An 18,335-nucleotide genomic window follows, 5' to 3' on the forward strand; every position below is an offset into this window, starting at 1 on the left:
AGACCCGTATGAGCACCGCAGGTCAGCCGTACAAGGTGGCGATCGTCGTCGATGAGGGCTTGCCGTCGGGCTTGGCCGCGAACACCGCGGCCGTGCTGGCCCTGAGCATCGGCAGGCAGGTCGAGACGATCATCGGACCCGTGATCAAGGATGGTGACGGAAGCGCGCACGCCGGAATCACCACGATCCCGATCCCCATCCTCACCGCGGCCGCGGACAAGGTGCGGGAGATCAGGAACGACGCCTGTACAAGGGATGTCGAACTGCTCGTCGTGGATTTCACCGACTGCGCGCAGAAAACCCGGAACTACGCCGATTACAGCAGTCTCCTGGAAGCGGCAACGGGCAGCGAGATCAACTACCTCGGAGTGGCGCTGTACGGGCCGAAAAAGGCAGTGCAGCGGCTCACCGGGAGTCTGCCGCTGCTGCGCTGACGCGGTCGCCGTTGACAGCCCTCCGCGGCGACCTTAGCCTGAAAGCGTAACCACCAAGGTAGTCACTAGTATCGACGCGGGGGGCCGGGTTGACCAGGATCAAGCAGGGCCACGAATTACCGAATCTCGCGCCTGGCGCGCAGACCGCGGAGCCCGCTCCCTATGGCCCGGTGGTCTGCGTGGTCATCGCGGCCGCGGTGCTGAGCAGCTCCTACACACTGACCAAGGTCGCGCTGCGCGACGTGCCTCCACTGACCATCGGATTGATCCGGTTCGCGCTCGCCGCATTGGTGCTGGCGGTGTGGGTCCACGTCGTTCGCCGGTACCCTCGGCCGTCCGGTGCGGACCTGCGAAGGCTCGCGATCGGCGGACTGCTCGGCATCACGTGCTACTTCGCCATCGAGAACATCGGGGTGCAGTTGGCGACGGCCGCCGACGCGGCCTTGCTGGTCGCCGCGTACCCGGCGATCACCGCCTTTCTGGAATTGGTGATCTACCGCCAGCGGACCCAGGTGAGCGGTCTCATCGGCATCGCGTTCGCCATCGTCGGGGTCTGCTTCGTGGTCGGTTACGCCCCTTCCTCGGGCGGGACCCGATTGATCGGCGACATCTTGCTCGTGGTGAGCGGAGTCGTGTGGGCGCTGTACAACTTCGTCACCCGGACCGTCGCCAATCGGTATCCCACCCCCGTGGTGCTCTACTACCAGTCGGCCGCCGGGGCGATCGCGTTCGTGCCACTGGCCCTGATCGAGGCGGACCAGTGGCGTGTGCCGGAGCATCCGGCGGCGACCGCGGGCTCGCTCGCCGCCCTCACCGTCCTGTGCTCGATCGCCGGGCTCGGCCTGTATGCCAAGGCCTTGCAGCGATTGCGCCCCAGCACCGCGGTGAACCTGCTCAATCTGGTCCCGATCTTCGGGCTGCTCATCGCGGTCGTCACGCTCGGGGAGTCGGTGACCCCGTTGCAGCTGGCCGGCGGGATCGTCGTGGTCATCGGCGTCACCATCACCACCCGCTACGAGCACCGGAAGTCCGGCCGCCGGACTGGGTCGTGACCCGGGATTCTTGATCGACAAAGGAGATCAGGCGCTTCGCCCCTTCCACGATCCGGTCTTCCGACGTGGTGAGGGACAATCTGAGGTAACCCCTCCCCGCCGGTCCGAAGGCGGAGCCCGGCGCGACCGCCACCCCGTGCCGATCGAGCAAGCGCGACGCGAATTCACGGTCGTCCACGCCAGCGGCGGTGATGTCGATCCAGGCGTAGAAGGCCCCCGCGGGTACGGCAGGCCGGGAATCGGCGTGGCCGAACACGCCGAGCAGGGCGTCCCGGCGGTTCCGATAGGCCTCACGCATCTCGGCGACCTGGTCCTGCGGCCCGGTCAAGGCGCTGAGCGCCGCCCATTGCGCCGGTTCGCTCACGCAGGCGAGCAAGGACTCCTGGCACTTGGAGACGACTTCGGCGGCGTCGGCCGGAACCGCGAGGTACCCGACACGCCAGCCGGGCATCGCGTAGGTCTTGGAAAAGCTGTAGGCCGAAATGACCCGGTCCTGCGCCACCGCGGCGGCACTGGTGAAGGTGTCGTCGAAGGTGAGTTCGTCGTAGCACTCGTCGGAGATGACCCAGAGACCGTGCTCGCGGGCGAAGTCCAGCAGTTCGCGCATCCGCGTCCGGCCCACCACCGCCCCGGTGGGGTTCGACGGCGAGTTCAGCAGCAGCACCTTGGTTTCCGGTGTGACGAGCTGTTCCAGTCGCCGCACGGAAGGGGTGAATCCCGCGTCGGCGTCCAGTGGGTAACGCTCGGGACGGAGCCGGAGTAGCCGGGCCATCGTGAGGTAGTTGGGCCAAGCCGGATCGGGAAGCAGTACCCCGTCCCCTGGCCGGGTCATCGCGAGCAGAGCCGCGAATATGCCCTGGCTCGCGCCCTGTGTCACCACGACCTGGTCCGCATCGACTCGGTACCCGTTGCGCGCCACTATTTTCTCGGCGAGAGCCGCGCGGAGGTCCGGGAGCCCCGCGCTGGGCAGGTAGTGGGTGCGGCCCGACCGTGCCGCGGTGTGCGCCGCGTCGACCACGTGAGCCGCCGTCGGAAAGTCCGGATCTCCGATGTCGAGCCGGATGGCGTGCGCATGCCGGGCGGCCAGAGCTGCGATTTCCCGGATACCGGAATTCGGTAACGCGCTGGCGGCCTCATTCAACTCGGCCATCATGATTCCCCCTTGGTTAGTCAGGTCGGGCACGGCGACTGCTCGCGGAAAAGGACCAGGCGCGTCCGAGGACAATTTCGGTAAGGTGATCGATACGCCCCGGCGCGGGCGGCAATGCCACGCTGATTCGAAGTTGTAGCCCATTTCCGGCGCCGGGTCAAAGCGTTGACTTCCGGATCATCACTGCTAGCATCGGGCACAGTAACCATGAGGGTGGTTACTGATCTTGGTCCGGTCGAGCCGGGCCCTAGGGGGTATTGGCATGGGGAGCCAGCATGAGCGTGTCCAGGATCGGCTCAGACCCGAGACGGTCGGCAAATCGGTTCGGGAACTGGTCGTCCGTTCCTCGGAAGCCCGGCCCGATGACGTGATCGCGACACTGGGACCGGCGGGAACCAGCAGTGAGGCGGCGGGCTGGCATTTGGCGGGCCGTCTCGGCATCGCGCGGGATATGGGGGCGGTCGAGCTCTTCCCGTCCTACGAAGAAGCCTGGGCCGCGGTGAAAGAGGGGCGGGCGAGCAGGTTGCTCGTCGCCAACGCGTACCAGGGCGTCAGCGAGTTCTACATGGACCGGGTACTGGGTCTCGAGCGGGCGTTCGTCTTCGACACGCCGTTGTACGGATTGGCTTCGCGGCAGGATCGCCCGTTGCCCTTGACCTGCCAGATCAGTACCCATCCGGCGCCCGTCGCGCTGATCGGGCAGTTGCTTCCACCCGGTTACGAGGTGGCGGAAGTGGATTACGCGTTGTCCACCAGCGCGGCCGCGGAACGTGCCGCGAACGGCGAAGTGGACCTCGCCTTGACCACGAGGCCTGCCGCGCAGCGGCACGGACTCCGTTTCATCTCACGGACCAGGACCATTCGAATGCTGTGGTCCGTCTTCACCCGACTGCCTCCCGGTGACCGGATTTCATCGAGGTAGGCAGAACAAATCGCAATCGGCATACTCGAACGTCAATCGCCGTGAAACGGTGATCTGAATTCGTCGTGCCCGATTTATCGATTCTTTCGTCCAAGGAGATCAGTTGTGGGCAGTATGATGCTGGAATCCGTTAAGCTCATTCACGGCGGACGGTTCAGACGGGGGTCTTCGCTCTCACCGGACGAGCAGCCGGTCGACGAGATCGAACTCAGTCCGTTCCACCTCGACACTTATCCGGTGCTCAACCGCCAGTTCGCCGAATTCATCGAGGACGGCGGATACCGGCAGGCGCAGCTCTGGACGCCGGCGGGATGGTCGTGGCTGGAGTCGACCGGGGCGACCCGGCCGAACTACTGGGACGACCCGCTCTGGTCGGCGCCCGAGGTGCCGGTCACCGGGGTGAGCTGGTGGGAGGCACTGGCGTACGCCCGCTGGGCGGGCAGGACGCTGCCCACCGAAGCCCAATGGGAGTACGCCTGCAAGGGCACCGCGGGGAACACGTACCCGTGGGGCGAGGACGAACCGGACCTGACCTTGGCGAACTTCGCGCCGGAGTGCGACCCGGTGGAGCGCCGGCCGACCAGTCCCGATCATTTCCCGCGCAACGTCTCCGAGTTCGGTTGCCACGACATGGCCGGGAACTTCGCCGAATGGTGCCTGGACAACTATGCGATGGCGTATCGCACCTCGGGGAAGGATCCGTTGTACCGCACGACGGAAGAGGACGACCACGTGGCACGGGGTGGCTGCGGGCTTCACGACGCCGACTACCTCCGAAGTTCGGCACGAGACCACTACCACCCAGGGCTCCGGGACAACCTGATCGGCTTCCGCTGTGCCCGCCCCGTGGACGGAGCGGACTCGTGAACGCACCCACTCCCACCAAACGAGGACGTAAACCCAGCTCACTCCGCTACTACCAGGACGGCCCACCGGAGCGGGTCGACCTCGACGCCTGGCGCCTGGAGATCGCCGCCCCCGGCGGAATCCTCAGGCGGCTGACCCACAGTGATCTCCAGTCGGTGGCAAGGGTGGAGGAGTCCCGCCGGTACGTCTGCGTGTGCAACTGGAGCGTGCGGGAAGACTGGGGTGGCGTCCTGCTCGAAGACGTGTTGCGGCTGGCAGGCTGGCAGGGCACGGGGGAAGGCCTGTACCTCAGGCAGCGGAGCATCGGCACGCCGGAGAAGGGCGTGTACGAATCGACCATCCCGCTCGGTGACGCGATCGCCAGGCGTGCGCTGCTGATCGACCGCGTCAACGGCGGAGAACTGCCCCTCGAACGCGGCTACCCGTTGCGGCTCATCGATTTCGGCCTCTACGGGTACAAGAGCGTCAAGGGACTGAGCGGACTCGAGATCACCACCAAGTTCGAGTTCGGCGAATGGGAACGAAAAGCCGGTTACGAACTGGACGGGCAGATCCGCCCCAAGCGGTACCGCTTCTGCGATCTCGGCAAGCACCACTTCATCGATCGGCCCGGCGAAGTGACCGAGCTGTGAACGGAGAGCCCATGGCCGAAAGCCCGGGTGTCGTGCTCGCCGAGCGCGATGGGGAACATCCGTGGATCGACTGGACCGCCACCGCCTGGTTCGAGGCCGGTGACGCGGCCGCCCCCTCGCCTGCCGGGCCGCGCGCCCGGCTCGCGGAGGCTTGTTCCCGGCCGGCGGCGCAGCAACCGCGCTGGGCGGACGAATCGGAGCGCCGCCGAGTGTGCGGAGTACTGGAAAGCGTTCCGCCCATCGTGGTCCGGCCGGAGGTCGACCGGCTCCGGAGCCTGCTGTCCGAGGTCGCCCGCGGCCGGGCGTTCCTGCTGCAGGGCGGTGATTGCGCGGAGACCTTCGCCACCAACACCGAGTCCCACATCCGGGCCAACGTGCGGCTGCTGGTGCAGATGGCACTGGTGCTCACCCACGGCGCGAGCGTGCCGGTGGTGAAGGTCGGCCGAATGGCAGGCCAGTACGGCAAACCGCGCTCGAAGGACATCGACGGGCAGGGCCTGCCGGTGTACCGAGGCGACATCGTGAACTCCGCGGTCGCTTCGGCGTCGCTGCGGGTGGCGGATCCCCAACGGATGCTCGGGGCCTACGCGAATTCGGTGACCACGATGAATCTCGTGCGCGGACTCGCCGGTGGCGGGCTCGCCGACCTGCACGGGGTACACCGGTGGAACATGAACTTCGTGCGCGGATCGGCGGCAGGCGAACGGTTCGAAGCGCTGGCCGCCGAGATCCAGCGCAGCCTCCGGTTCATGGACTCCTGCGGCGTGGCCACCACTCCGTTGCACACCACGGAGATCTTCGCCAGCCACGAGGCGCTGGTGCTGGACTACGAGCGCGCACTGGTTCGATGGGAGCAAGACGAGGATCCGGCCTCCCGGCTGTACGACCTGTCGGGGCACTTCCTGTGGGTCGGCGAACGCACTCGTCAGCTGGACGGCGCCCATCTCGCGTTCGCGGAACTGCTCGCGAATCCGGTCGGGGTGAAGCTCGGTCCGGAGGCCACGGGACGGCAAGCCGTCGAGTACGCCCGGCGGCTGGATCCTCATCGCGAGGCAGGCAAGCTCACCTTCATCACCCGGATGGGCAACGATCGGGTGCGGACGGTGCTGCCCGCGATCGTGGAGGCGGTCACGGCCGCCGGGCACGAGGTGGTCTGGCAGTGCGACCCCATGCACGGCAACACACACGAAGCGAGCACGGGGTACAAGACCCGGCACTTCGACCGCATCGTGGACGAGGTCCAAGGCTTCTTCGAGGTGCACGGGGACCTCGGTACCCACGCGGGCGGTGTCCACCTGGAACTGACGGGGGAGGATGTGACCGAATGCGTCGGTGGTGGACAGAACATCTCCGACGCGGACCTGCCGACCCGGTACGAGACCGCCTGCGACCCGCGGCTGAACACCGAACAGTCGCTGGAACTGGCCTTTCTGATCTCCGAAATGCTTCGGGGGTGAACGCTATTCGCCGGGTCCCTCGGGGCGTTGCTCGCCCGCGCCGAACTTCTCCCGGAGCACGCTGAGCCCCGGGCCGTAGGCGGCCTCCAGCACGTCGCCGTGGGACGCGAGCACTTCCAGCTTGTAGAGGTCGTGGCGGATCAGCTCGGTGACCGGGACCACCAGACCGGGGTGGGTGGTCCAGGCCGCCCTGCTGAGCCCGGCACTGGACACGTTGCCTGCGATGACCTCCCGGTTGTCGACGCTGACCACGAGCCAACGTCCGCCGAGGCCCTTGGTGACCTCGTCGGTGAGCGGGTGCGGGTAGACCCTGGCGAAGGGGTACTCGGGGTCACCGTAGGCGACCGCGGTGACCTCCACACCGCGGCCGACCGCGGCCTTCAGTTCACGCCGCAGCTCGCCGGCGTCAGGGGCCCAGATCTCCAGCAGGATCTTGTGAGCGGCGCCCTGCACGAGCTGGCGGGCGCGGGCGACGATCTCCTCACGCCCCTGGATGTCCCAGATCACCGCGTTGGTGTCCTGCTGCTCGGCGTAGTCGTTCATCGCGGCCTCGGCGAGGTCCAGGCCGGCCAGCATCTCCTCGCGTGCCCGGTCGATGAGCTCCTTCGGCGGCACCGGGCCGTACTGCCTGGGTTCGCCGTGGGTGACGTGCACGGCGCCCTTGTGCTCCAGGGAGTCGAGCACCTCGTACACCTTCGCTCTGGGCACCCCCGACCGTTTCGCGACGCCGTAACCGGAGGAAGGTGACTCCTCCAGCAAGGCGAGATAGGCGCGGGATTCCCACTCGGTGAGGCCGAGCACCTTCATCTGCGCCGCGGTCGGGGTCATGTTCTTCTTCACGGGGAGCAGAATTGCGCCGGTCGGGTGACCCTGTCAATCCGGCGTCCCGTGGTGCCACCTCGCGCGCTACGAGGTTCTGCCTGTGCTAACGACGGTCTTGCTGAGGCTCGGCCAACGAGCGGCGCCCCGGCGCTTATAGGCTTCGGGTATGAGCCAGTCGATCCAGTTCACCGACCGTAACTTCAAGCTCGCGGTCGTCCAAGAGCTGATGTACAACCAGGACCTTCTGCCGAAGTTCACCCTGCGGGAGTACGCCGCCGAGCAGGGCTTCACGTACGACGCCGGGAGCGTCGAAGCGGTACCTGAGGCACTGGCCTACTTCGACGCGCTCGAAGTTCCCGTCGAGTTCGCGGAGAAGATCACCGAGATCGAGATGGACGGCGGCAACGAGATCTACCTCGAGATCGCGCCGAACTGGGACGGCGAGGACGCGCTGTTCGACGTAGACGAGTTCGCCGACCTGCGGCACTTTCCCAACCTGAAGTCGATGACACTGCTGTACACGGGCAACGAGGAAGCACTCGAGACGCTGCGTGCCCGCGGTATCGAGGCGGACTGGCTCTGACCCGGCCACCGGCAGAGCTAGTGGTCAGGCGCGAGGGGTCGTGAGTGGCGATTCGGGTTATTGAGGGGTAACGCAAAGGTGTCGGGTCGCGGGTATTCGCTCGCGGGCCGTGGGCGACCGTGTCGCGAAAGCCACTTTCGCGACCCCAGGCGTCGCGAAAGTGGCTTTCGCGACGCATCTCGACCATAGGTCTCAGCAACAGCACCGGCGTAGCGAAAGCCCCCTCCTCGCTACCGCACGCCGGATACCCCGAGTGCGGCATCCAAACACGCGAGTCACGGCTTAGCTCCGCCCGCCCCCCGGGACGAACGGGCTCGCACCACAGAGCAGGGGCGAAGGCGTCCTTCACTGCATCGGACGCGGCGAAGGGCCCCTTCACCTCACCGCCGGCCCCACCCCACGACCCCCGGCACCGACAGCGCCTAGACCTCACGCCAGCGCGCCGTCGGCATCGCGGGCACCCGGTGACCGCGATGGCCGGTCATCTCCCCGTTCGCGAACAGAGCGTTGAGCACCGCCTCTTCGGTCGCCTGCACCACGGCCTCGAAGAACGGGTCGAGCCTCCCCCAAGGGACGAACCGCAGGCTTTCGTACTCGGCCTGCTCCGTTCGCGGGAACCGGCTGGTGAGTGCCCCCGGATTCGCCGTGCTGAACGCCAGGAAGAGGTCACCGGAGAAGTGCGAGCCGGTGGTGCCGGTGCGGGCAAGGCCGAGCGGGACGCGGCGGGCGAGCGAGGTGCACTGACCGGGCAGCAGGGGAGCGTCGGTACCCACGATCACGATCACCGATCCCGCGCCGGACGGTGCCGCCCAGTCCTCCTCCATCGTGTTGTCGGCGCCGAGTTCCGCTCCGACGTGTTCGCCCGCGACGGTGAGCTCGCGACGTGAGCCGAAGTTGGCCTGCACCAACACACCCACGGTGTACTCGTCGTCCCCATAGGACACGAGGCGGGAGGCCGTTCCGGTGCCGCCCTTGAAGCCGTAACAGGTCATCCCGGTGCCGCCGCCGACGGATCCTTCGCCGACCGGACCCGCTTGCGCGGCGTCGATCGCCGCGACGGCGTGTCCACTGTGGATTGTCGGGGCGGTGCTGTCGTTCAGGTAGCCGTCCCAGGTTTCGGCGATCACCGGCAGCAGCCATTCGGCGGCAACGTCGGGCCGTTCGCGCACCACCCAGTCGATCACGCCGCGGTGGCAAGGGCCGACGGCGTGTGTGGAGGTGATCAGCACCGGCAGGGTCAGCGACCCGGTCTCGGCCAGCCACGCGGTACCGGTCATCTCGCCGTTGCCGTTGAGGGCGTACGTCCCGGCCGCGCACGGCACGGCGAAATCCTCGCGCCCGCGCGGCAGGACTGCGGTGACGCCGGTCCGCACGGACTCGCCCTCGACGAGCGTCGTGAAGCCGATCTCGACGCCGGGGACGTCGGTGAGCGCGTTGTGCTCACCGGTCCGGCCGGCCAGCGGGACACCCAGGTCACGGGCGCGGGTCATGGACGGTCCTCCAAGGGGTTCGAGGTGGCTGTGCGGGCATAGGAGAGCAACATCGCTTCGGCGGTCGCGGTTTCCAGCGTCGGCACGGCCTGGGTGAGGTGCAGGCCGTAGCCGTCCTCCAGCGCGACCAGGTTCCGCGCGATCGACACCGCGTCCGCGGTCAGGGCGAACTCGCCGGTGGCGGCGCCCGCTTCGAGGATGCCGGTGTAGATCCGGACCTGCTGTTCGTAGAGCGTGATGTGCCGGGCGGCGTACACGGGATCGCGGCGGGCGATCGTGCCGAGTTCGTAGAGCAGTACGCAGAGTTCGTCGTCGGGGCCGGTGGGCAGTCCGCTGCGGATCATCGCCAGCAGGCGCCCGGACGGGGTCGCCTTCGTGCCCGCGGCCAGTTCCCGCGCCGAACAGAACCGCGCCACCGCCTCCCGCTGCACCTCTTGGAGCAAGTCGGCGAGGGTGGGGAAGTAGTACAGGACCGAACCCGACGACAGGCCCGCGCCCTCGGCGACGTCCCTCAGCCGCAGGTTCAGCACGCCGCGTTCGAGGACGGCCCGTCTGGCCACCTCGATCAGTTCGGCACGTCGCTCCGTCGCCTTGCTCGGTCTCGCCATGCGTTCATTCTTCGAATCTTGTTCGAAAAACGCAAGTGTCGAGTGCGATCGGCTCTTGACGTCACACGGTGCAGGGCCTTTGATGCGTGCTCAACAGTTCTTCGAAGGAGTTTCAAGGAACCCACCTTGTAGGAGGTCGGCCGTGTCCACTCCCGCCCTGCGCCGCGGTCTGCGCACTCTCGGCACGCTGCTCATCACACTCTCCGCGATCAGCCCCGCTTCATCGGTCTTCATCATCGCGCCGGGGGTGATCTCCGGGGCCGGGACGGGCGCCTTCTACAGCTTCGTGGCCGCTGCGGTCGTCGGGGTGTTCATGGCCTTCGTCTACGCGGAACTCGCGTCGGCGTTCCCGCTGGCAGGCGGCGAGTACGCGATCGTCACCCGCACGCTCGGCAGGCTGCCGGGCTTCGCCGTACTCGGCCTGATGATCATCACGCAGGTGCTCATCGTCGCGGTGATCGCGCTCGGTGTCGGCACCTATCTCGGCGTGCTCATGCCCGGCGTGCCCGGTCCGGTGATCGCCGCTGTGACCTGTGTGGTCGCGGCCGTCGTCGGGGTGTTCGATATCAAGCTGAACGCCTGGGTCACCGGGATCTTCCTGGCGATCGAGATCCTCGCGCTGATCGTGGTCAGCGCGCTCGGGCTGTTCAACCCGGCGCGGTCGTTCAGCGAGCTGCTCGCGCATCCGGTCGCCTCCGACGGGAGCCCGGCGACGGTCGGCGCCATCGCGATCGCCACCTCGGTCGCGATCTTCGCCTACAACGGCTACGGCTCGGCGGTGTACTTCGGCGAGGAGACGCAGGACGCCTCGCGCGGGATCGCCCGCGCGATCCTGCTGGCGCTCGGCATCACGGTGCTCGCGGAACTGATCCCGGTGACCGCCGTCCTGCTCGGCGCGCCGGATCTGAACGCGCTGTTCGCCTCGGAGAACATGCTGTCCTACTTCATCGATTCGCGCGGTGGCGGCACGCTCAACACGGTGCTCGGCCTTGCCGTCGCGCTCGCGATCATCAACGCGGTGCTGGCGATCGTGCTGATCAGCTCGCGGATGTTGTTCAGCAGCGGCCGCGACCGGGCGTGGCCGTCGCCGGTCAACCGGGCGCTGGCCGCGGTGCACCCGAAGTTCGGGACGCCGTGGGTGGCCACCGTCGGCACCGGACTGGTCGCCGCGCTGCTCTGCTTCGTCGACCCGAAACTGCTGCTGGTGGTGACGAGTACGTCGATCGTGGCGGTTTACGCGGCGCTCTGCCTCGGCGCGATCGTCGGAAGGCGCACCGGAGCCACCGCGCACGCCAAGTACCGGATGCCGTGGTTCCCGGTCGCGCCGGTGCTGGCGCTGGCCGTGCTGGTGTTCGTCGTCTACCAGAACCTGCTCGACCCGGCGGTGGGGCGGCCGAGCCTGATCGTCACCGCCTGCGTCGCCCTGCTTTCGATCGCGTACTACGTCCTGGTGCTGCGGCGGAAGGGCGGCTGGAAGCTGGCCGAAGTCACCGAAGAGAAGGCTGAGGAGCCTGCTTGATCAGGTGTACTCCGCGATCTCCACGCCGTACGTGCCCGGTTCGAGCGCCTCGAAGATGTGCGGGATGTCGCCGGGGTAGCAGATGTAGTCGCCGGGCAGCAGTTCGACCGGATCGTCCTGCGGCCCGACCCTTGCCCGCCCGGCGCTGAGGATCATGTGCTCGACGATGCCGCTCATATGCGGATCCGAAAGCCGTGGCTTCCCTGGCTCGGCGCGAATCAGGTAGACGTCGCGCCGGGCTCCGGGTGGGCAGGAGCTGAGCAGCGTGCACGCGTAGTCGGCGTGTTCGGCGAACACCGTCGGCCCGCTGCCCGAGCGGATGACCTGCACGCGGGGGCGTTCGGGCTCGACCACCCGGGAGAACGGGACGTCGAGCGCGACGCACAACGCCCAGATCGTCTCGACGCTCGGGTTCCCTGCCCCGGACTCCAGCTGGGAGAGCGTGGACTTGGCGATGCCGGCGCGTTTGGCGACCTCGGTGAGGGACAGCCCGGTGCGGGCGCGCTCCCGGCGCAGGGACGTGGCGATGACGTCCAGTGGGGCGCCGTCGGAAGCGGTCGGGGACATGCGTTCGCTCCATCGGTCGTTGCGTTCGCCTTGACGAACACGGCTGCGTTCGTTCATTGTATGACGCTATGCGTTCGATATGGCGAACAACCACTCGTGTCCTGGGGCGCGATCTTCTCCGTGACATCGGGCTGGTCTGCCTCGCCGACACCATTGTCGGCATCTCCTACGGTGCGATCGCGGTAGGCTCCGGCTTCCCGATCTGGGCGCCGATGCTGCTTTCGGTGCTGGTCTTCGCGGGCGCCTCACAGTTCATGTTCGTCGGCATCATCGCCGCCGGCGGCAGCCCGGTGGCGGCCGTCGCGGCGGGTCTGCTCGCCAACGCGCGGCATCTGCCGTTCGGCTTCGCGATCGGCGACGTCCTCGGCAAGCGGTGGTCGTCGAGGATCGTCGGCAGCCACCTGATGATCGACGAATCGGTCGCGTTCGCACTGGCCCAGCGCGACGAAGAGCGGCGCCGGGCGGCGTACTGGGTATGCGGGATCGGGCTGTTCGTGTGCTGGAACGTCGGTGTCCTCGCCGGGGCGTTCGCCGGGACGGCGATCAGCGACACCGACGCCTTCGGCCTCGACGCGGCCTTCCCGGCGGTCCTGCTCGCGCTGGTCCTGCCGTCGTTGCGCGACCGTGCCACCCGGCTGCCGGTGTTCCTCGGCGTGGCCGTCGCGCTGGCCACGACGCCGTTCCTGCCCGCCGGGCTGCCGGTGCTGCTCGCGCTGGTCGGCGTGCTGGCCGGAGTGGCCGCGAAGGAGCCCGCCGAACGCGAACCCGAGGGAGTGCACTGATGGACCCGCTGGACCTGATCATCGCCGGCGGCGTGCTCGCCGCCGGGACTTTCGCCTTTCGGTTCGCCGGGCCGGTGCTGAAGGCACGGTTCACCGTGTCGCCCAAGGCCGAGAAACTGATGGCGCGTTCGGCCGTCGTACTGCTGGCCGCGCTGGTCGCGGTCGCCGCGCTCACCGAAGGGCACGAGTTCGCCGGATACGCCCGGCCCGCCGGGGTCTTGGTCGGCGGCGTGCTCGCCTGGCGCAAGGCACCGTTCGCGCTGGTCGTCGTGGCGGCCGCCGCGACCGCCGCCCTGCTGCGGCTGGCCGGGGTCCCCTGACCTGGCCGTTCCCCGGGACGCCTAAGCTAGGGGGAACGTCTTTCGGGAGGTCGGGTGGCGATCGCGACGGGGGCACGGCCGGTGGTCGGCGTGCTCGCACTGCAGGGTGACGTGCGTGAGCACGCCGCGATGGTGGAACGCGCCGGTGCCCGTGCGCTGCCGGTCCGCCGCGCGACCGAACTGTCCGAAGTGGACGGTCTGGTGCTGCCGGGCGGCGAATCGACCACCATGTCGAGGCTGCTGGAGACCTTCGAACTGCTGGAGCCGCTGCGCGAGCGCATCGCGGACGGCATGCCGGCGTTCGGCTCCTGTGCCGGAATGATCCTGCTCGCCCGCGAGGCCCTCGACGGACGGCCTGACCAGCGGCAACTCGGCGGACTCGACGTCGTCGTCCGGCGTAACGCGTTCGGGCGGCAGGTGGACTCCTTCGAAGCCGACCTCGACTTCACCGGGGTCGAAGGCGGACCGGTGCACGCTGTGTTCATCCGCGCCCCGTGGGTCGAAAAGGCGGGCGACGGAGTCGAGGTACTCGCCAGTGTCCCCGAAATGCCGGGCTCGGACGACGCGGCCGCTAGGATCGTCGCGGTCCGGCAGGGGGCGGTACTCGCCACGTCGTTCCACCCCGAACTCACCGGGGACGAACGCGTGCACAGGCTGTTCGTCGACCTCGTGCGGCAGGCTTAGGCAAACTGACACTGTGCTCAGCGGCGGGCACAGGAGTAGATGGAGGAGAGATGAGCGGCCACTCCAAGTGGGCCACCACGAAGCACAAGAAGGCCAACCTGGACGCGAAGCGCGGCAAGCTCTTCGCCCGGTTGATCAAGAACATCGAGGTGGCTGGACGGACCGGCGGTGGCGACCCGGATGGCAACCCGACGCTCTACGACGCCATCCAGAAGGCCAAGAAGAACTCGGTGCCGCAGGACAACATCGAGCGCGCGCGCAAGCGTGGTGCCGGTGAAGAAGCGGGCGGCGCCGACTGGCAGACCATCACCTACGAAGGCTACGGCCCGAACGGTGTGGCCGTGCTGATCGAATGCCTCACCGACAACAAGAACCGCGCCGCCATGGAGGTCCGGACCGCGCTCACCCGGAACAACGGCTCGCTCGCCGACCCGGGTTCGGTCTCCTACATGTTCAACCGCAAGGGTGTCGTGATCATGCCCAAGGGTGAGGCTTCCGAGGACGACGTCCTCATGGCCGTACTCGACGCGGGCGCGGAAGAGGTGAACGACCTCGACGAGAATTTCGAGATCGTCGCCGAGGCCACCGACCTCGTCCCGGTCCGGAAAGCCTTGCAGGAAGCCGGTTTCGAGTACGAGTCCGCGGATCTCACGTTCCTGCCGTCGGTCAGCGTCCCGCTGGACGTCGAAGGCGCGAAGAAGGTCTTCAAGCTCATCGACGCGCTCGAGGATTGCGACGACGTGCAGAACGTCTACGCGAACTTCGACGTCTCCGATGAGGTCATGGCCGAGGTCGGCTGATCGTTTTTCCAGTCGTACCGCGGAAAAGCGGTCCCGGGACTAGGTGCGAGCGCTCGCGTGGGGCAGAATGTCGCGCGTGACGACCTCTGAAGCCGATGCCCTCACCGCCGAAGAAGCCGAACTCCTCCAGTGGATCGAGTCGCAGGCGAAGGCGAGAGGGAACGCGGTCATCGCGGTCGAGGGCGACGAGGAGGAAGCTGCCTTCTGCTTCACCGCGTGCGCCTGGGCGTTGCACAACGTCGCGGAAGCGGTCGTGATCGGACTGCCCGAGCACATGGGGCCTGTCCTGCTCGACGCCTACGTCGACCGTGCGGCCGCCGGTGAGATCTTCGAGGTCGGCAGGCGCTACGACGATTTCTTCGAGGGCGCGCCGGTGGTCTTCGAACGGGTCGCGAAGGGGCACTATCCCGAGTACTTCGGGAGCGCGTTCCTGATCTACCCGGACGGGGATTTCCCGGCGCTGCAAATGATCGTCGCCACGCCGGACGGGCACTTCCCGTGGCATCCGGACGCGCCCGAGGGCTTCGCGCGGTACCAGCCGGTGCTGACCGAATCCGGTGACCCGGAGAGCTGGACGCCGGGCGTCGACGGTCCCTGAGGTTCTGCTGAGCGTGCTATGAAAGGTCCTTTCCTTGCAAATTTTGCAAGGAAAGGACCTTTCATAGCGTTTGAGTGGCTGTGAGCGCCATCGCCAGAGGCGCAATCAGGGGACTAATTGCGGCCTCAAGCAAGCCAAGGTGCCAGGTCCTCCGCCGCCTCGGGCCACTCCGCCGCCAAAGCGGCGGCGGCCCGGAACTCCACGCAGTCGTCCGTATAAGGCGGCACCACCACCGTCCCCACCAAGCTCCACTCACCGGTACTCACCGACGCCTGCCAGACCCCGGCGGGCACCGCCACCTGCGGTCGCTGACCGGCCGCGACGTCCGGCCCCAGCACCGGCCGCGAGATCCGCCCGTCCGGGAACAGCAGCAGCATCCGCACCGGCGCGCCGGCGTGGTGGGCGTAGATCTCAAGCCGGTCAAGGCGGTGCGGCGCCGACGTTTCCGGTGGCGCCAGCAGGTAGTAGATCGCCGAAGCGGTCTCGTCGCGCCAGCTCTGCGCCCAGCGGCCGCCCTCCACGGGCAGCGGCTGGAGACCCAGATGAACGGTGAACTCGTCGGGGCTCGGCATGTCCTCATCTTGCCCGGAGCGATCCCCGGGTAGCCTCAGGCTCGAACGGATGTTCGCCGGAAGTGCGGAGGAAACGCGTGCGGGTACTCGGGGTCGACCCCGGTCTGACCAGGTGCGGGCTCGGAGTGGTCGACGGCGGCACGGGCCGCACCGTCCGCGCCGTGGCCGTCGACGTCGTACGCACCCCGCCGGACGCCGATCTCGCCGTGCGCCTGCTGGGGATCTCCGACGCCGCCGAGCGGTGGATGGATCGCTACAAGCCCGACGCCATCGCGGTGGAACGCGTTTTCGCGCAGCACAACGTGCGCACCGCGATGGGCACCGCGCAGGCGGGCGGGGTCGTCGCGCTCGCCGCGGCCAAGCGGGGGCTGCCGGTCGTGTTCCACACCCCGAGTGAGGTCAAGGCCGCCGTCACGGGCTCCGGCCGCGCGGACAAGGCGCAGGTCACCGGTATGGTCATGCGGCTGCTCGGCCTCGAGGTCAAACCGCATCCGGCGGACGCCGCGGACGCGCTCGCGCTCGCCATCTGCCATCTGTGGCGCGAACCGATGCGGGTCCGGCTCGCCGAAGCCGAGGCCAGGGCCGCCGAGATCGCCAAGAACCACAAGGCCAGGCTCGCCGCCGCGGCCAGACAAGCAAAGACGCAGGGAGCGGCTCGATGATCTCCTCGGTACGCGGTGAAATCCTCTCCATCGGTCTCGACCACGTCGTGATCGAGGTCGGGGGAGTGGGCTTCGCCGTGCAGGCCACACCCGCCACTCTCGCGACGCTTCGCCGCGGCGAGGAGGCGATGCTGCACACCGCGCTCGTGGTCCGCGAGGATTCCTTGACGCTGTTCGGTTTCGCCGACGCCGACGCCCGCGAGCTGTTCGGCCTCCTGCAGACGGTCTCCGGGATCGGGCCGCGGCTCGCGCTGGCGACGCTGGCCGTCCTCGATCCCGACAAACTGCGGTCCGCGCTGGTCGAAGGCAACATCACCGTGCTCACCCAGGTGCCCGGAATCGGCCGCAAGGGCGCCGAGAGGCTCACCCTCGAACTGCGCGACAAGGTCACCGCGCTCGCCGGCCCGACCGACGGCACACCGGCGGTGGTCGCACCCGGCGCGCTGAGGGGCGAGGTCGTCGAAGCGCTCGCGGGCCTCGGCTTCCCGGCGAAACAGGCCGAACTGGCCGTCGACAAGGTGCTCGGCGAAGGCGAAGGCCACACGACGGCTTCCGTGTTGCGCGCCGCGTTGGCGGGCCTCGGGCGGAAGCGGTAGCAGAGCCACATGGACTATGAAGCCGTGACGGATTTCGACGCCGACGACGAGACGCTCTCGGCGCTGCCGCAGACCGGCGAACGCGAGGTCGAGACCACGCTGCGCCCCCGCAAACTGGACGAGTTCGTCGGCCAGCCGCGGGTGCGCGAACAGCTCGAACTCGTACTGGAAAGCGCGCGCCGCCGGGGTGTCCCGCCGGATCACGTCCTGCTCTCCGGCCCGCCGGGACTGGGCAAGACGAGTATGGCGATGATCGTCGCCGCCGAACTCAACGCCGCCATCCGGATCACCTCCGGACCGGCGCTGGAACGCGCGGGCGACCTGGCCGCGATGCTGTCCAACCTGGCGCCCGGTGACGTCCTGTTCATCGACGAGATCCACCGGATCGCCCGGCCCGCCGAGGAAATGCTGTACCTCGCGATGGAGGACTTCCGCGTCGACGTCGTCGTCGGCAAGGGGCCAGGCGCCACCAGCATCCCGTTGGAGATCGCGCCGTTCACGCTGGTCGGGGCCACGACGCGGTCCGGTTCGCTGACCGGCCCGCTGCGTGACCGGTTCGGTTTCACCGGGCAGATGGAGTTCTACAGCGACAGCGAACTGGAGCTGGTCGCCCGCCGCGCCGCCACGATCCTCGACATCGACATCGACCGGGACGGCTGCGAGGAGATCGCCCGCCGGTCCCGCGGCACGCCCCGGATCGCCAACCGGCTCCTGCGCCGGGTGCGCGACTACGCCGAGGTCCGGGCCGACGGCAAGGTCACGCGCAAGATCGCGCGTGCCGCGTTGGAGGTCTACGACGTCGACGAACTCGGCCTCGACCGGCTCGACCGCGCGGTGCTCACCGCGCTGGTCCGCTCCTTCGGCGGCGGCCCGGTCGGCGTGTCCACGCTGGCCGTCGCGGTGGGGGAAGAACCGACCACCGTCGAAGAGGTGTGTGAGCCTTACCTGGTCCGCGCCGGTATGCTCGCCCGCACTCCTCGCGGCCGGGTCGCCACAGCGGCCGCCTGGGAGCACCTCGGCCTGCCGGCCCCGGCCGGTGCCACCCGTGGCGAGCAGGGCGGACCGAGCCTGTTCGACCAGGACTGACCGGACCGTTCACGCGGCCCGAGGCCCGCGGTGACGACGGGTGGTGGTGGAGTTTCCGCTGGCACCTGGCACACTCGGAGAGAGCACACCCCGCCAAATCGGACAAAACAAGCGCACCGCGCGGCGTCCGCT

At 68.3% G+C, this 18,335-nt stretch carries 22 protein-coding genes; 16 read left to right on the forward strand and 6 right to left on the reverse strand.

Annotated features, from left to right (window positions below):
• Positions 1–8 precede the first annotated feature (8 nt).
• Together ACLJO0_RS24790 and ACLJO0_RS24795 are read left to right on the forward strand one after the other, a co-directional pair.
• Complete coding sequence (locus tag ACLJO0_RS24790; RefSeq protein ID WP_410580758.1) at positions 9–434, forward strand: DUF2000 domain-containing protein; 426 nt, start codon at positions 9–11, stop codon at positions 432–434.
• Positions 435–523: 89 nt separating this feature from the next.
• Positions 524–1,486 carry a DMT family transporter gene (locus tag ACLJO0_RS24795; protein ID WP_410580759.1) on the forward strand — a complete coding sequence of 321 codons (963 nt, stop codon included), beginning with the start codon at positions 524–526 and terminating at the stop codon, positions 1,484–1,486.
• Here ACLJO0_RS24795 and ACLJO0_RS24800 read toward each other — a convergent pair.
• Positions 1,437–2,636, reverse strand: coding sequence for a pyridoxal phosphate-dependent aminotransferase (locus ACLJO0_RS24800; RefSeq protein WP_410580760.1), 1,200 nt, complete (start codon positions 2,634–2,636; stop codon positions 1,437–1,439). The two genes, ACLJO0_RS24795 and ACLJO0_RS24800, sit on opposite strands and share 50 nt — an antisense overlap.
• Before the next feature lie 262 nt (positions 2,637–2,898).
• Between ACLJO0_RS24800 and ACLJO0_RS24805 the strand changes: the two genes are divergently transcribed.
• The 4 genes from ACLJO0_RS24805 to ACLJO0_RS24820 all read left to right on the forward strand — a co-directional run bounded on the left by ACLJO0_RS24805 (position 2,899) and on the right by ACLJO0_RS24820 (position 6,514).
• Positions 2,899–3,558: a hypothetical protein gene (locus tag ACLJO0_RS24805; protein WP_410580761.1), complete on the forward strand. Its 660-nt coding sequence runs from the start codon at positions 2,899–2,901 to the stop codon at positions 3,556–3,558.
• Positions 3,559–3,672: 114 nt separating this feature from the next.
• Complete coding sequence (locus tag ACLJO0_RS24810; RefSeq protein ID WP_410581240.1) at positions 3,673–4,425, forward strand: formylglycine-generating enzyme family protein; 753 nt, start codon at positions 3,673–3,675, stop codon at positions 4,423–4,425.
• On the forward strand, positions 4,422–5,057 hold the full coding sequence (locus ACLJO0_RS24815) for a molybdopterin-dependent oxidoreductase (RefSeq protein ID WP_410580762.1): 636 nt from the start codon (positions 4,422–4,424) through the stop codon (positions 5,055–5,057). Before ACLJO0_RS24810 ends, ACLJO0_RS24815 begins: the two co-directional genes overlap by 4 nt.
• An 11-nt stretch (positions 5,058–5,068) precedes the next feature.
• Entirely contained in the window at positions 5,069–6,514 is a 1,446-nt protein-coding gene (locus ACLJO0_RS24820) for a class II 3-deoxy-7-phosphoheptulonate synthase (RefSeq protein WP_410580763.1), read from the forward strand.
• Positions 6,515–6,517: 3 nt separating this feature from the next.
• Here ACLJO0_RS24820 and ACLJO0_RS24825 read toward each other — a convergent pair whose 3' ends face one another.
• Positions 6,518–7,354 carry a TrmB family transcriptional regulator gene (locus ACLJO0_RS24825; RefSeq protein WP_125788087.1) on the reverse strand — a complete coding sequence of 279 codons (837 nt, stop codon included), beginning with the start codon at positions 7,352–7,354 and terminating at the stop codon, positions 6,518–6,520.
• Positions 7,355–7,502: 148 nt separating this feature from the next.
• Between ACLJO0_RS24825 and ACLJO0_RS24830 the strand changes: the two genes are divergently transcribed.
• Positions 7,503–7,919 (forward strand): DUF6892 domain-containing protein, encoded by a 417-nt coding sequence (locus tag ACLJO0_RS24830; RefSeq protein ID WP_410580764.1) that lies wholly within the window; start codon positions 7,503–7,505, stop codon positions 7,917–7,919.
• A gap of 422 nt (positions 7,920–8,341) precedes the next feature.
• On the opposite strand, the gene ACLJO0_RS24835 is transcribed toward ACLJO0_RS24830, so the two are convergent.
• Positions 8,342–9,409, reverse strand: a complete 1,068-nt coding sequence (locus ACLJO0_RS24835) for a P1 family peptidase (RefSeq protein ID WP_410580765.1) — start codon at positions 9,407–9,409, stop codon at positions 8,342–8,344.
• Complete coding sequence (locus ACLJO0_RS24840; protein WP_410580766.1) at positions 9,406–10,017, reverse strand: TetR/AcrR family transcriptional regulator; 612 nt, start codon at positions 10,015–10,017, stop codon at positions 9,406–9,408. The genes ACLJO0_RS24835 and ACLJO0_RS24840 overlap by 4 nt, the downstream gene beginning before the upstream one ends.
• A 142-nt stretch (positions 10,018–10,159) precedes the next feature.
• Between ACLJO0_RS24840 and ACLJO0_RS24845 the strand changes: the two genes are divergently transcribed.
• Complete coding sequence (locus ACLJO0_RS24845) at positions 10,160–11,536, forward strand: APC family permease (RefSeq protein WP_410580767.1); 1,377 nt, start codon at positions 10,160–10,162, stop codon at positions 11,534–11,536.
• Here ACLJO0_RS24845 and ACLJO0_RS24850 read toward each other — a convergent pair whose 3' ends face one another.
• Positions 11,537–12,103, reverse strand: coding sequence for a helix-turn-helix domain-containing protein (locus tag ACLJO0_RS24850; protein ID WP_125788092.1), 567 nt, complete (start codon positions 12,101–12,103; stop codon positions 11,537–11,539). It lies immediately after the preceding gene.
• Positions 12,104–12,171: 68 nt separating this feature from the next.
• Between ACLJO0_RS24850 and ACLJO0_RS24855 the strand changes: the two genes are divergently transcribed.
• The 5 genes from ACLJO0_RS24855 (at position 12,172) to ACLJO0_RS24875 (ending at position 15,287) form a co-directional block, all read left to right on the forward strand.
• Complete coding sequence (locus tag ACLJO0_RS24855; RefSeq protein WP_410580768.1) at positions 12,172–12,885, forward strand: AzlC family ABC transporter permease; 714 nt, start codon at positions 12,172–12,174, stop codon at positions 12,883–12,885.
• Positions 12,885–13,205 carry an AzlD domain-containing protein gene (locus ACLJO0_RS24860; RefSeq protein ID WP_005159089.1) on the forward strand — a complete coding sequence of 107 codons (321 nt, stop codon included), beginning with the start codon at positions 12,885–12,887 and terminating at the stop codon, positions 13,203–13,205. The genes ACLJO0_RS24855 and ACLJO0_RS24860 overlap by 1 nt, the downstream gene beginning before the upstream one ends.
• 54 nt (positions 13,206–13,259) lie before the next feature.
• A complete protein-coding gene (gene pdxT / locus ACLJO0_RS24865; RefSeq protein WP_410580769.1) occupies positions 13,260–13,889 on the forward strand; it encodes a pyridoxal 5'-phosphate synthase glutaminase subunit PdxT in 630 nt (209 codons plus the stop codon).
• Positions 13,890–13,939: 50 nt separating this feature from the next.
• Positions 13,940–14,689, forward strand: coding sequence for a YebC/PmpR family DNA-binding transcriptional regulator (locus tag ACLJO0_RS24870; protein ID WP_125796817.1), 750 nt, complete (start codon positions 13,940–13,942; stop codon positions 14,687–14,689).
• A gap of 67 nt (positions 14,690–14,756) precedes the next feature.
• Positions 14,757–15,287 carry a DUF4262 domain-containing protein gene (locus ACLJO0_RS24875; RefSeq protein WP_125796818.1) on the forward strand — a complete coding sequence of 177 codons (531 nt, stop codon included), beginning with the start codon at positions 14,757–14,759 and terminating at the stop codon, positions 15,285–15,287.
• Positions 15,288–15,412: 125 nt separating this feature from the next.
• Here the strand turns inward: ACLJO0_RS24875 and ACLJO0_RS24880 are convergent, their stop codons facing one another.
• On the reverse strand, positions 15,413–15,859 hold the full coding sequence (locus ACLJO0_RS24880; RefSeq protein WP_410580770.1) for a cupin domain-containing protein: 447 nt from the start codon (positions 15,857–15,859) through the stop codon (positions 15,413–15,415).
• 77 nt (positions 15,860–15,936) lie between these two features.
• Between ACLJO0_RS24880 and ruvC the strand changes: the two genes are divergently transcribed.
• From ruvC to ruvB, 3 genes are read left to right on the forward strand one after another with little or no spacing between them, the layout of a single operon-like run.
• Positions 15,937–16,521: a crossover junction endodeoxyribonuclease RuvC gene (gene ruvC, locus ACLJO0_RS24885; RefSeq protein WP_396562626.1), complete on the forward strand. Its 585-nt coding sequence runs from the start codon at positions 15,937–15,939 to the stop codon at positions 16,519–16,521.
• On the forward strand, positions 16,518–17,117 hold the full coding sequence (ruvA, locus tag ACLJO0_RS24890; RefSeq protein ID WP_125796821.1) for a Holliday junction branch migration protein RuvA: 600 nt from the start codon (positions 16,518–16,520) through the stop codon (positions 17,115–17,117). Before ruvC ends, ruvA begins: the two co-directional genes overlap by 4 nt.
• Before the next feature lie 9 nt (positions 17,118–17,126).
• Positions 17,127–18,203 carry a Holliday junction branch migration DNA helicase RuvB gene (ruvB, locus tag ACLJO0_RS24895; protein ID WP_125788100.1) on the forward strand — a complete coding sequence of 359 codons (1,077 nt, stop codon included), beginning with the start codon at positions 17,127–17,129 and terminating at the stop codon, positions 18,201–18,203.
• The last annotated feature ends 132 nt before the right edge of the window (positions 18,204–18,335 follow it).

Origin of the sequence: Amycolatopsis sp. lyj-108 (genome assembly GCF_046549005.1) — a bacterium.
Lineage (GTDB): Bacteria > Actinomycetota > Actinomycetes > Mycobacteriales > Pseudonocardiaceae > Amycolatopsis.